The following is a 12,799-nucleotide window of genomic DNA, read 5'->3' as shown; positions in this document are numbered from 1 at the left end:
CACCTGGGAAATGCGGATTGCCGTGCGGCGGCGCAGCCCGGCAATCCTAAAGGCGTCTCAGTAACTGGCCACCAGCAGCTTGACCGCCTGGCAGGCGGTCTCGGTTTCGCTTTCGAGGCGTGCACGGTCGCCGTGGGCGGACCAGGCCAGCATCAGGCCGTCGAACAGGTTGATCAGCAAGCGGCTGACGGTGGCCACTGCGGCCTGGTCCAGCGCCGAACCGGTGACTTTGGCGATGGCCTGCTGGGCCGCGTCGATGGACACGGCGTAGATCTTGGCTGCCATCTCCGGGTTGTTGCGCAGGTTCCAGCAAAACAGTTCGAACTGCGTGGTGGCCATTTCCGGGTGGGCGGTGAACCAGTTGACCAGCTGGCGCAACATTTCGCCCACCGATTCAGCTGCCGTGGCACCCGCCGGCACGTGCTGCAGCGATTGCTGCGGCAGGTTGATCAAGGACTCGTAGACGGCATAGAACAACTCGTCCTTGGTGTGGAAGACATAGTGCAACGAAGCCAGCGGAGAGTCTGCCGCCGCTGCGATACGCCGCGTCGTGGCGTTGGCCACCCCATGTTCCGCGATCACCTTCACGGTGGCCTCGATGAAATCCTGCCTGCGCTCTTCTGCGCCAATTCGAGCCATAGAGCGTTCTCCTTTTCGATGTTGTCGCCGGCCTGTTGGTCCGGCGTCGACGGTGACGAATGCTATCGCAAGGTGGGGCCTCGATCCATGCGTCGAAGCACTCCTGCGCCAAGGAACATGAAACAGCATGAAAAATAGTTAAATCAAACGACTTGATCAATTGACCATGTTCGGTAATGATGATTTTCACACCCAGGCACCACCGCACTGCGCAAGTACGGCAGGAGAGGGGGAGGCCGTGGTCGGCACTGGCGAGTTGAGCCACGTTGCCCAGCTTCGCTGGATCAGAACAATGACAAAACCAGACAGGTACAAAGCAGATGGATACACGAACGCTCTCGACGCTCGGCAGCGATGCATCGGTCGAGCAGGTGGTGGAGATCATTCGGCGTGACGGTGGGGTCATCATTTCCGACCTGGTCTCGCCGGCCACGCTGAACGCCCTGCGCGACGAACTGGACAGCTACCTGAATGTCACCCCTTGCGGCGTCGACCCCTATTTCGCGGGCACCCAGACCCGGCGTGTCGCGCGGATCATCGGGCGCAGCGACACGGCTGTCGAAGTAGCGATGAACCCGCTGTTCCTCGGCGTGGCCAGGCAGATCCTGCAAACCCCTACCCACGTCTGGGTAGGCAGTGACCGCATCGAGATGGCGCCCGATATTCAGCTGAGCATCACCCAGGCCATTCAAATCGGCCCGGGCCAAGGCCTGCAACCCCTGCACCGTGACGATGCCACTTCGTTGTGGCGTCACCCCCAGTACGGGCGTGAGGCGCGGCTGCAAATGATGCTGGCGATTTCCGATTTCACCGAAGAGAACGGAGCGACCCGTGTCATACCCGGCAGCCATCTGTGGGATGACGAGCGCATGCCGACCCAGAAAGAAACCGTCGCCGCGCAAATGCCGGCAGGTTCCGCATTGCTGTGGATGGGCTCGGTTTACCACGGCGGTGGCGCCAATACGTCCGCAGCCCCGCGCACCGGCCTGACCATGGCCTATGACCTGGCCTTCCTGCGCCTGGAAGAGAACCACTTCCTGTCCATTCCCATCGAGCGCGTTCGCCAGCTCCCCGCAGAAATGCAACGTCTGTTGGGGTGGAGCGCCAGCTCCACGTTGCTGGGCTGGGTGGAAATCGATGGCCAGATGCGCGACCCGCAAGAGCTCCTGAACATGCCGGCATTCTCTGAGCCTGGGAAAGGGTTCTGACAGTTCCGAACCGTCCTGGGCCGCTTCGGATGCAAGCAATGGCCGGTATTCTGGGAGTCATTTAGATGAATGCAGTGAACAAAGCAGCCCCTGGTGACGCTGCACCGTTGAAGTTTCGCAGCCTGGGTGGATGGGTGGAACGACCCGCCGATCTGCAGCCGTCGCTCGAAGGGCAGGTGAAGGCCGATGTCATCGTGGTCGGCGCCGGTTTTGCCGGGCTGTCGACCGCGCTGGAGCTGAGGGCGCTGGGCGCGCAGGTGATCCTGCTGGAGCAGGAGTTCGCCGGCTTCGGCGCCAGTGGCCGCAATGCCGGTTACCTGCTGGGCAGCATGGGTATCGAGTACGACATGTTCGTCAAGCGTTTGGGGGTCGAGCAGGCGACGCAGTTCGTCAGGTTCTACGACGAGGCCGTGCCCTATGTGGAAGGCCGAATGAAGGCGTTGGGCATCGACTGTGACTACAACCCCTCCGGCGTGCTGCGGGCAGGTGTTCATGCCAGCCAGGAAAAGCGCTTGCGGGAAAACATGGCGCTGGGGCAAAAGCTGGGGGCCGTGACCCGGTTCGTGGACGGCGCCGAGATGCGCGCGCGGGGAATCCCGCCGGCCTTTCTGTTCGCGGCCGAGCAGTGTGGCGGTACCCTGAACCCGGGGAAATACGTCGCCGGCCTGCGCCGCGCGGCCATCGAGGCGGGCGTGAAACTCTATGAGCGCACGCCGTTGCTCTCCTTCAGCGAGGGGCCGGTCATTACCTGCAAGACTGCCCACGGCAGCGCGACCGCGCCAGTAATGGTACTGGCCACCAATGCCTATACCCCGCAGTTGGGGGTGTTGCGCAACAAGGTCGCGGCGATTCGGGTGTCGGCGATCGAAACGCAACCGCTCTCGCCGCAGCAGCTCGCTGCCGTGGGCTGGCAGGGGCGTGAAGGCATCATCACGCCGCATTACACCATGGAAAGCCATCGTCTGACGGCACACGGCACCATGGTGTTGACCGTCAAGAAGCTGGGTTATGCGTACGGATCGAAGACGCCCAATATCCCGGATCAAGGTGCCTATGCGGCACTGGCGCAGGTACTGCGCGAACGCCATCCAGCCATGCACGGCCTGGGCATCCAGCATTGCTGGAGTGGCTATGTCAGCGGTGCGTATGACTTCCTGCCGGTGATCGGTGCCATGGGCGAACAGCAGAACATTCTTTACACCACCGGCTGCTCGGGGCACGGGCTGGGCACCCAGTCATATGTCGGGTCGCTGTTTGCCGCGCAAATCAACGGTAAGACACCAGAACTGCTGACTGCCATGCAGCACAAGACACCGTCCATGCTGCCTGAGCCCTTGCAATGGTGCGCCATCCATTCCGCGTTCGCGGCGGCCAAGTTACTGGATGACTGGACCGATAGAAAAGTGCGCACACACAATGCCAGCAAAGGCTGATTACAGTTGATGGCGTTGTCCTGTGAAGCAGGCTGCGGGACAACGCCGAGATCCTATTGAAGAGGCTGTTATCGTGGAACTAATAGATATGTTCGCGCTGGTCGCATGCGTGCTGCTGGTGGTATGTGGTTTAGGTTATGGCGCGGCATTCATCAGGCAAAAAAATTATCTGCTTGGTGTCGAATTTCTGATCGTGGGTATATCGGCAACGAACTTCACGACGTTCATCGCCACCGGCTGGCAGACCAACTACAGCATTGCCATTTTTCTCGACGCATTTTCCCGCGGTGTCGGCGTACCGATTATTGTAACGCTCGGGTTGATGGCCGTGACGCATAATTACAAGCCGACACCGGCGAAAGATTTCATATTGTTTTTGCTGTCTTTCATTGCCGCGGCTATTTACTTTCTCTCGTCGGCGTTCAAGCCATGGCTCCCTTATTTCTATGTGCTGATGTGGTCGATCGCCACGGTGTACCTACTCTACTTCACGTGGCGACTGGCGCGTGCGGGCGAGATTCTGCACGCGTTGGCCACATTCCTGGGGGCGGCAGCGGGCTTGACGATTGCACTAAGGTATGACTTTTTCCCGATCCCCGGGGATGACACGAAGATGATATTCATGACCTGTGCCTTCGTGACCTGGTCCTATTCGATGGCGCAGTTGTTCTATGCCTATGGTGCACTTCAGCGCTCCCGAAAAGTTTGCGCGCAGGCCATGCTGCACTCGCATTGACGCAACAGTATCTACGCGCTTCATCCTTTTTCAAGATGTTATATCTGGCATCTACTCCATGGCGGGCCGAGTGCCTGCTTCTTTGCCGCCCCTCGGGGCGGTTTTTTTATGGGTGATGTATTCGCGTCAAGAATGAGGCTGGATAAGCGGAAAGTATAAAGCGGTCCGGTGGTGTCAGCTTCGTCGGGGGCGAAGTGTTTATACAGCGCACCAAGAACAAGCATCTTTTAGTAACACATGTTTCCTTACTTCCCATCAGAGTGCAGACGCTTGGCACCTATAAAGCGATAAACAATTCCAACTAGCTGATTTATCTGATGTAAACCGCCTGTCAGGCGTTTTGGCATATGGTTTGCGTGTTGATCACATGACATGGTCAATTGATCATGTCGGGTGACCGAGATGCGTCAGGCACCGATTTCCCCACCCGGAAGATCGAACAGCCGGTCAAAGCCATTTGTTTGAGGATCCCCCCCCATGAAAGAAGTCACTGCACGGCTGGAAGGTGAACTGTCCGCCCGGCGTATTTTCAGGCAGCTGCTGGTTACCCTGGCGGCGTCGACCGCGATCTGTTCGGTGCAGGCCGCGCCCCAGGGGGCCGAGGCGCTGGGCTCGAAGCTGACGCCGCTGGGTGGTGAAGTCGCCGCCAGCTCAAACGGCGATATTCCGGCCTGGAACGCCGCGGGACCGCAAGGGGCAGGTTGGAGCTACGGCCAGGTACGCGGGGAGCACTGGAAGTTCAAGGGCGACAAGCCCCTGTACAGCATCGATGCGAGCAATGTGGCGCAGTACGCGAGCAAGCTTGCTCCCGCCCAGCTGGAATTGTTCAAGAAGATTCCGGGCTACCGCATGGAGGTCTACCCGACCCGTCGGACCTGCGATGTACCGGCCTTCGTGGCTGAGAACACGCGCAAGAACGTGGGCTTCGCCAAGCTCGACGCCACCGGGGTCGCCCTCGAGGAAGCCCACTTGCCGGGTGCCCCGTTCCCGATGCCGAGCAACGGCGCCGAGGTGATGTGGAACATGAAGATGCGTTACCGCGGCGTGGGGGTCGAAATCCCGAAAAGCATTTCGGGCATCTCGCCGCGCAAAGGCGGGGAGTGGCTGCGTCAGTCCACCGACACCTTCTTCTTCACCCCCTGGGGCAAGAAAGGCGACAACCTGTTCTCCTCCGTCGGCCGTCTGGAAAACGCCACCTTCTTCAATTACCTGGAGCCTGCCGCCCTGGCTGGCCAGTCCGCGGTGCAGACGGCCGTGGCCGGCGAGCAGGCCACGACCTTCTACTACTTCCCCGGCCAACGTCGCGTACGGCGCATGCCGTCGTACTCCTACGACGCGCCGCAGATCGGCCTGGACAACCAGTACACCGTCGATGAGGCGAATGTCTTCTTCGGCACCATGGATCGCTTTGACTGGAAACTGGTTGGCAAGCAGGAACTGCTGGTGCCGTACAACGCCTTCGGTGCCTATGACACCGCCGCCAAGGTGGAGGCGTTCGCCGGCAACGATTCGATCGCGCCGCAGGCGCGTCGCTACGAGCTGCATCGGGTCTGGGTGGTCGAAGCCAATGTCCGCCAGGGCATGCGCCACCAGGCGCCAAAACGCATGTTCTACATCGACGAGGACAGCTGGAACCCGCTGCTGGCCGTTGATTACGACAAGCAAGGGCAGATCTGGAAGGTGCGTGAAGGCTTCTCGATCCCCGTCTACGAGACCGGTACCTGCGATGTTCAGGCCCAGGTTCAGTACAACCTGGTCGATGGCCGCTACCTGTTCGACATGACGTCGGTCGGCGTTGGAAAGAACGATATCCGCTGGCTCACCGAGGATGGCAGCAGCCCGCGCCTGAAACGCGATTTCTTCACCTCCGATAACCTGCGAGCCATCAGCGAACGCTAAAGAACGACGTCAGATCGAGAGCCAGCATGAAAAGAATAATTAGCAAAGCATCAGGCCTTGTCATCGTGTGCACCACCCCACTGGCAATGGGGTTCACTTTCGAAACCGAAACCCTCAATGGTTCGTTTGACTCCACCATCACCGCCGGCATGGGCGTACGTACGGAATCGCGCGGCTGCAACCTGATCAACCAGGGGCCGACCGGGCACAATGTGCCGTCCGGCTGCCTGGCGCAGAGCTCGGGCGTGGCGGACCAGGGCGACCTGAACTATGACCGCGGCGACATGTTCACCAATTACCTCAAGGGTACCCACGAGCTGTTGCTGAAGATGCCTGAGGACGTCACCTTCATGGCGCGCGGTACCTGGATCCGCGACTTCGCGGCCACCGATACCACCGGCACGCGCTCGTTCAACACCCCTGAAAGCATCGGCAGCAGCGGCCTTGGCAAAGATGCTCGCGACGATCTCGCTTTCAAGGCTCGCCTGCTCGATCTGTGGGTGAGCAAAGGCTTCGACGTGGGCGGGCAGCGTGTCCGAGCGCGCCTGGGTAACCAGGTGATCAACTGGGGCGAGAGCCTGTTCGTGGCCGGGGGTATCAACAATACCAACGCCTACGACTATCAAGCCCTGGCCCGTCCGGGGGTGCAGCTCAAGGAGGCCGTGCTGCCGGCGCCGATGCTCAGTGTCGCCTCCGGCCTGGGCTCGGGGGTCAACGTCGAGGCCTACTATCAATTCCGCTGGAACAAGAGCGAGCTGCCGCCGGTGGGCAGCTACTGGTCCACCACCAACGCGCTCGGCGAGGGCAGGGGCGAGTACGGATTCTCCGAGAACAAAGCCCGGGACAGCGGCCAGTGGGGCCTTTCGCTGCGCTGGCAACCGGAGGACAGCGACGTCAACTATGGCTTCTACGTGATGCGCTACCACGACAAGACGCCGTCGTTGCGCGTGGATATTCTCGACCCGGACACCTTTGCCGCCGCACCGAGCTGGCGCTACCAGGAAGACCGGATGATGTACGGCGTCAGCGCCAACATGCCGATCGGCGACTGGGCCGTCGGTACCGAGCTGTCCTACCGGCCAAAGGATTCGGTGATGCTCAACCCGGTCGTCGACCTGTGTTCGAGCAATGGCGGCAAATGCTGGAAGGACGAGAAGAAGTTCCAGTGGCACCTGACCGGCCTGTACAGCTTCACGCCGTCCAACTCGCCGACGCTGCTGGATTTGACTGGCGCCAGCACCGGTACCTTGCTCACGGAACTTGTGGTCATCAAGTACCCGGGGCTGCATGACCAGGTCAACGGCGAGCCGCTCGCCGCCGGCCTCAATGCCTGGCAGCTGGACCCTGCGACCGCGCCGAAGTCCCGTGGCGACAAGACCTCGTCGGGCATCAACCTGGACTTCAGCATGACTTACGACGGCACCTTGCTGCCGGGCTGGCAGGTCACCCCGGGGGTGTTCTATGCACGCTCGCTGAGCGGACGCACACCGAACCTCACGGCCACCTTCACCAAGGACGCGAGCAGCATGAACTTCTACCTGAACTTCGTGCGCAACCCGGCCAGTTGGCAGGTGTCCCTGAACTACGCCAAGTTCATGGGCGGCGATACCCCTTACGACCAGCTGTATCGTGACCGCGATTATGTCGGCATCGCGATCTCCCGTACCTTGTGAGGCCTCCTGTGAACGGTTCCGTAAAACTGACAGTGGTCCAGGCGCGTGGCGTGTTGCCACGCGTCGAGCGGGTCTTGTTCGGACATCGTCGGCTGGTGCTGGCGGGCCTGGCCGTGTTTACCCTGATCATGGCCTGGTTCGCGGTGCAGTTGCGCATGGACGCCGGCTTCGAAAAACAGTTGCCGGTCGGCCATGAATACATCCAGACCTTCGAGACGTACCGCAACGACCTGATGGGCGCCAACCGCCTGACCATCGTGGTCAAGGCACGCAAAGGTGATATCTGGAGCGCCCCTGGGCTGAAGCGGTTGTATGACGTGACCCAGGCTATCAGCTTCCTGCCCGGTATCTCGCGCAGTAGCGTGCGCTCGTTGTGGACGCCCAATGCCTTCGTCAACGAGATTACCGAAGAAGGCTTTCGCGCCGATCCGCTGGTGCCGGGCACGGTTTCGCCCGAGCACCTGAACGACCAGGTCATCGCCTCGATCGCCAACTCCACCGCGCAAGGGGGCTTCATCGGCACCCTGGTGTCGCGTGACCAGAGCAGCGCGATGATCACCGCGGAGCTCAACGAGTACGAGGCCGACGGGACGCACCTGGACTATGTCGCGTTCAATCACCGCCTGGAAAAAGAGCTACGCCAGCAGTTCGAAGATGGCGATTTCGAAGTGCAGATCATCGGCTTCGCCAAGCAGATCGGCGACATCGCCGACGGCGCTTCGGCGGTGCTGGAGTTCTGCTTGCTGGCGCTGCTGCTGACCGCGGCGGCGGTGTACTGGTATTGCCATTCGCTGCGCTTCACCCTGCTGGCGCTGGTCTGTTCGCTGGCCTCGCTGGTCTGGCAATTCGGCAGCTTGCGTCTGCTCGGCTACGGGCTCGACCCGCTGGCGGTGCTGGTGCCGTTTCTGGTGTTCGCCATCGGGGTTTCCCATGGCGTGCAGCAGATCAACTTCATCGTTCGCGAGATCGCCATCGGCAAGAGTGCCGAAGCGGCAGCACGCTCGAGCTTCAGCGGCTTGCTGATCCCCGGAACGCTGGCGCTGGTAACCGCCCTGGTGTCTTTCGTGACGTTGCTGCTGATCCCGATCCCGATGGTGCGGGAACTGGCGATCACCGCCTCGCTCGGGGTGGCCTACAAGATCATCACCAACCTGCTGATGCTGCCCTTGCTGGCGTCCATGCTGCGGGTCGACGACAGGTACGCGGCGGCCCAGGAGGTGTCCCGGCAGCGCCGCAGCCGCTGGTTGCGTGGCCTGTCGCGGCTGGCCGAGTGGCGCAACGCGCAGTGGGTACTGGGCGTGGCGCTGGTGATCTTTCTGGTGGCGATCTGGCAAAGCCATGACCGTGTCGTCGGTTCGTTGCAGGCCGGGGCCCCGGAGTTGCGCGAGGACTCGCGCTTCAACCGCGACGCCGTGTCCATCGCCAACAACTATGACATTGGCCTGGACTGGCTCAGCGTGGTGTTCGAAGCCAGGCCGGGGGAGGCTGGCGAAGGCGTGCCGGCGGCGTGCGAGGATGTCGCGGCGGGCCAGTACCAGGACCGTTTCGTCTGGGCCATGCAGGGCGTGCCCGGGGTGCTGTCGGTGGCGTCGTTCTCCAGCAATCTGCGCCAGTTCAACGAAGGCTACAACGAAGGCAATCCGAAGATGGCCGTGGTGCCCATCGACCCGATGAACTACGCGGCGCTGGCCACCGAGGTGGCGCGCACTCCTGGACTGGTGCGTACCGACTGCAGCATGTCCGCGGTGCACCTGTACCTGGCCGACCACAAGGCGACGACGATCAACCGGGTGGTGGCGGCGGTCAAGGCGTTCCGTAGCGAGTATCCGCAACCGGACCTGGCGATCCGCCTTGCCTCGGGTAACGCCGGTGTCCTGGCGGCGATCAACGAGGAGGTGGAGAAGAGCGAGACGCCCATGCTGCTGTATGTCTATGCCGCGATCGCGTTGCTGGTGTTCGCGGTCTACCGCGACCTGCGCGCGGTGCTGGTGTGCTGCCTGCCGTTGACCATCGGTACGTTCATTGGCTACTGGTTCATGAAGGAGCTGCAGATCGGCTTGACCATCGCCACCTTGCCGGTGATGGTGCTGGCCGTGGGCATCGGCGTCGACTACGCCTTCTACATCTACAACCGCCTGCAGCTGCACCTGGCCCATGGCCAGTCGATCACCAAGGCGGTCGAGCACGCGTTGCTCGAAGTGGGCGTGGCCACCATCTTCACCGCGATCACCCTGGCGGTGGGCGTGGCCACCTGGGCCTTCTCCGACCTGAAGTTCCAGGCGGACATGGGCAAGCTGCTGGCCTTCATGTTCATCGTCAACATGGTCATGGCCATGACCGTACTACCGGCGTTCGCGGTCTGGCTGGAGCGGGTATTCCCGCGCAAGCGCCCTGTGCGCATGATCGGCGCGCTGCTGCACTGAGGAGAGAAACATGCGATTCAGGGGTTCATTGATCGCGGCGGTGCTCGCTGTGACACTGCCGTTGCTGTCTGCCCGGGCCGAGCCCTTGCAGGCAGTGCCTGCCGTGCAGGCGAGTAATGCCACGCAAGCGACCATGCTGGATGCCGTCTGGGCCGGGGAGCGCGTGGTCGCGGTCGGCGACCACGGCGTGGTCTTGCTGTCGGACGATCAGGGCAAGGGTTTTCGCCAGGCGCGTTCGGTGCCGGTGTCGACTCAACTGACAGGTGTGTCGTTCGTCGACGCCGAGCACGGCTGGGCGGTTGGCCATTGGGGTGCGATCCTGGCCACCACCGACGGTGGCGAGTCGTGGCAGATCCAGCGCTTGTCCAGCGACGAAGATCGGCCGCTGTTCGCCGTACATTTCTTCAACGCCCAACAGGGTGTTGCCGTGGGGCTGTGGTCGTTGCTGCTGACCACCGAGGATGGTGGCAAGACCTGGACCGAACAATTGTTGCCGCCGCCGCCGGGTGCCAGGAAGGCCGACCTCAACCTGATGGGGCTGTTTGCCGACAGCCACGGCACGCTGTACGCCACCGCCGAGCATGGGCAGCTGTTGCACTCCGGGGACCATGGCAAAAGCTGGGGTTACCTGGATACCGGCTATACAGGCACCTTGTGGTCCGGGGCCGTGCTGAATGACGGCAGCCTGTTGCTTGGCGGTCAGCGAGGCACGTTGCTGCAGGGTGCCAAGGAAGGGAAGGACTTGCGCAGGTTGCCTACCCACGGCAAAGGCTCTGTCACCGCCATGGCGGTAGCGGGTTCCCGGGTGCTGGTGGTCGGGCTGGATGGGCTGATGATGCTGAGCGACGATGGCGGGCGCCATTTCCAGGAAAAGCAGTCGGCGGATGGCTTGTCGCTGACGGCGGTGCTGCTCGATGCCGAAGGGGCGCCTATCCTGTTTTCACGTCGCGGTGTCGTGCCCCGTCAGGAGTGACGGTTGCCATGAGCATGCTGAACAGGAGAAGCCCGGGGTCGACCCGCAGGTACGAGCACCACCATTTCCCAACGGAGTTCTGCGCGATATGCACCCTATATGACCGGTTCTTTCTCCCCCTGGCCACGCCCTTCGGAAGCCGTGCGTGAGCTCATTCGCAAGGGCGCCGAGCGTGCTCAGGCGCTGCCGCCGGAGTGGGTCGAGCGGCTGAACCAGGCGCTTTTCACTTCAGCGCAAGATGCGAAGTTGCTGGAAGATCCGGTCATCCTGGCTGCGTTTCGGCGCGCCAACAGGGCAGAGCTGCTGCACTGGGCCAACGCCAACATGCAGCGCCCGGGAGAGCCGGTGGAACCCTATGTGTCGGCCGACATGGTGGATACGGCGAGGGAGCTCGCGCACCGGGGACTGTCCGAAATGTTGATGAATGTCGCAAGGTCGACACAGAACACTGCCTGGGAACTGTGGATGAAGATGGCGTTTGGCCTGACCCAAGATCCTGTGGTACTCGAGGAATTCCTCGATGTGTCCTCGCGTTCGATCTCGGAGTTCATCGACAGCAACATGCGTGTGATCACCCGGATCATCCTGGAAGAAAAGCACGCCCAGGCCCATGACGATCACGTGGACAAGCGCAGCCTGGTCAGCCGCTTGCTCGACGGCCGCGATGTCGATGCCGAGCAGTTCGCCAGGCGCCTGGGCTACAGCCTTGCGCAGAAGCACCAGGCCTTTCTGGTGTGGAGCGAGACGCCCGAAGCGCACATTCGTCCGCTGGAGGACATGGCGCGCGCGCTGGCAAGCCTCACGGGGGCGGGGGCGCCGCTGGTGGTGTTCGCCGGGCCTGCGACCTTATGGGGCTGGAGTGCTGCGACAAGGCCTCTGGACCTCAATGCGCTGCAAGACGTGGTTCGTCAGTACCCAGGCGTTCGTGCGGCACTCGGCGCCCCGGCGGCGGGGCTCAACGGTTTCCGTCGCTCCCACCTGGAAGCCTTGACCACCCAGCGGTTGATGGGGCGCCTGGCCGGCGCGCCGCCTGTGGCCAGTATCGATCAGGTGAGGATGGTGTCGTTGATGACACAGGATGCCCGGGCGGCCAGGCAGTTTGTCTTGAGTACCTTGGGGCGCCTGGCCTCGGAGCCGATGGTGCTGCAGCATTCGTTGCGGGCATTCCTGGCCCATGGCTGCAATATCACCCAGACCGCCGAAGTACTGGGTACCCATCGCAATACCTTGCTGCGGCGCCTGGAGCGCGCCCAGGACCTGCTGCCCATTCCATTTGCCGACCACCGTATCCAGATTGCCGCGGCGCTCGAGCTGGTGCTGTGGAGCACACCGCTCGAGGACGGCGAAAAGTAGTTCGAGGTCGCCGTTGCTACGCCTGTCTACGGATGTTGCCGATCTGTCGCAGGCTCAATCCATACTTGTCGGCGAGCAGGCTGCGTGACAGCCCGCTGGCGCTCTCCCGCTGGATCTGCTGGTTGCGCAGCTGGCGCTGGAAGTGGTCGGACTTGGGGATCTCCAGGGCAAGGCCGGCGAAGCGCTGGATCAGCGCATCGAGCGCCTCGGGCGGCAGCACATCGGCCAGTTTGGTGCGTTGGCGATGCTTGGGGATGTACTTGGGGCGTCCGCCAAAGGCATGGGTCAGCCGGTAGGCGTTGTCCAGACCGATGCATTCGATCAGTGCCTGCAGCGACTGAGGCAGTTGGGTGAGGTCGATGTTGCTCAGGTCTGGCATTTCCACGAAATGGTTCCTTCCGTCATTGGGTTTGGCCCGCGCCGAGGTCCCGATGGGCTGCGGCGTGGGTTGCCACGGGGAGG

General features: G+C 62.2%; 10 protein-coding genes. 8 read left to right on the top strand and 2 right to left on the bottom strand.

The features are described 5' to 3' along the window. Nucleotides 1–57: 57 nt before the first annotated feature. Complete coding sequence (locus AAHK21_RS01150; RefSeq protein WP_217866060.1) at nucleotides 58–639, bottom strand: TetR/AcrR family transcriptional regulator; 582 nt, start codon at nucleotides 637–639, stop codon at nucleotides 58–60. A gap of 320 nt (nucleotides 640–959) precedes the next feature. On the opposite strand from AAHK21_RS01150, the gene AAHK21_RS01145 reads away from it, so the two are divergent. The 8 genes from AAHK21_RS01145 (at nucleotide 960) to AAHK21_RS01110 (ending at nucleotide 12,337) form a co-directional block, all read left to right on the top strand. Then, nucleotides 960–1,847, top strand: coding sequence for a phytanoyl-CoA dioxygenase family protein (locus AAHK21_RS01145; protein WP_367856089.1), 888 nt, complete (start codon nucleotides 960–962; stop codon nucleotides 1,845–1,847). A gap of 65 nt (nucleotides 1,848–1,912) precedes the next feature. Beyond that, nucleotides 1,913–3,280 (top strand): NAD(P)/FAD-dependent oxidoreductase, encoded by a 1,368-nt coding sequence (locus AAHK21_RS01140; protein ID WP_367856088.1) that lies wholly within the window; start codon nucleotides 1,913–1,915, stop codon nucleotides 3,278–3,280. A gap of 88 nt (nucleotides 3,281–3,368) precedes the next feature. Then, complete coding sequence (locus AAHK21_RS01135) at nucleotides 3,369–4,016, top strand: hypothetical protein (RefSeq protein WP_367856087.1); 648 nt, start codon at nucleotides 3,369–3,371, stop codon at nucleotides 4,014–4,016. Nucleotides 4,017–4,493: 477 nt separating this feature from the next. Next, on the top strand, nucleotides 4,494–5,915 hold the full coding sequence (locus tag AAHK21_RS01130) for a DUF1329 domain-containing protein (RefSeq protein ID WP_367856086.1): 1,422 nt from the start codon (nucleotides 4,494–4,496) through the stop codon (nucleotides 5,913–5,915). 26 nt (nucleotides 5,916–5,941) lie between these two features. Next, entirely contained in the window at nucleotides 5,942–7,588 is a 1,647-nt protein-coding gene (locus tag AAHK21_RS01125; RefSeq protein WP_367856085.1) for a DUF1302 domain-containing protein, read from the top strand. An 8-nt stretch (nucleotides 7,589–7,596) separates the two neighbouring features. Further along, a complete protein-coding gene (locus AAHK21_RS01120) occupies nucleotides 7,597–10,011 on the top strand; it encodes an RND family transporter (protein WP_367856084.1) in 2,415 nt (804 codons plus the stop codon). 10 nt (nucleotides 10,012–10,021) lie between these two features. After that, complete coding sequence (locus AAHK21_RS01115) at nucleotides 10,022–10,984, top strand: WD40/YVTN/BNR-like repeat-containing protein (RefSeq protein ID WP_367856083.1); 963 nt, start codon at nucleotides 10,022–10,024, stop codon at nucleotides 10,982–10,984. 141 nt (nucleotides 10,985–11,125) lie between these two features. After that, nucleotides 11,126–12,337: a PucR family transcriptional regulator gene (locus AAHK21_RS01110; protein ID WP_367856082.1), complete on the top strand. Its 1,212-nt coding sequence runs from the start codon at nucleotides 11,126–11,128 to the stop codon at nucleotides 12,335–12,337. A gap of 16 nt (nucleotides 12,338–12,353) precedes the next feature. On the opposite strand, the gene AAHK21_RS01105 is transcribed toward AAHK21_RS01110, so the two are convergent. After that, nucleotides 12,354–12,722 carry a Mor transcription activator family protein gene (locus AAHK21_RS01105; protein WP_102682324.1) on the bottom strand — a complete coding sequence of 123 codons (369 nt, stop codon included), beginning with the start codon at nucleotides 12,720–12,722 and terminating at the stop codon, nucleotides 12,354–12,356. Between the last annotated feature and the right edge of the window lie 77 nt (nucleotides 12,723–12,799).

Origin of the sequence: Pseudomonas sp. TE50-2, assembly GCF_040813665.1 — a bacterium.
Taxonomy (GTDB): domain Bacteria; phylum Pseudomonadota; class Gammaproteobacteria; order Pseudomonadales; family Pseudomonadaceae; genus Aquipseudomonas; species Aquipseudomonas soli.
Note: the sequence above shows the minus strand (reverse complement) of the source record. Positions and strands in the feature narration are given on the sequence as shown.

Excerpts from the sequence above, each read along its gene's own strand:
- AAHK21_RS01145 (WP_367856089.1), top strand. The coding sequence starts at position 960 with ATGGATACACGAACGCTCTCGACGCTCGGCAGCGATGCATCGGTCGAG.
- AAHK21_RS01130 (WP_367856086.1), top strand. The coding sequence starts at position 4,494 with ATGAAAGAAGTCACTGCACGGCTGGAAGGTGAACTGTCCGCCCGGCGT.
- AAHK21_RS01140 (WP_367856088.1), top strand. The coding sequence starts at position 1,913 with ATGAATGCAGTGAACAAAGCAGCCCCTGGTGACGCTGCACCGTTGAAG.
- AAHK21_RS01135 (WP_367856087.1), top strand. The coding sequence starts at position 3,369 with ATGTTCGCGCTGGTCGCATGCGTGCTGCTGGTGGTATGTGGTTTAGGT.
- AAHK21_RS01125 (WP_367856085.1), top strand. The coding sequence starts at position 5,942 with ATGAAAAGAATAATTAGCAAAGCATCAGGCCTTGTCATCGTGTGCACC.
- AAHK21_RS01150 (WP_217866060.1), bottom strand. The coding sequence starts at position 639 with ATGGCTCGAATTGGCGCAGAAGAGCGCAGGCAGGATTTCATCGAGGCC.
- AAHK21_RS01115 (WP_367856083.1), top strand. The coding sequence starts at position 10,022 with ATGCGATTCAGGGGTTCATTGATCGCGGCGGTGCTCGCTGTGACACTG.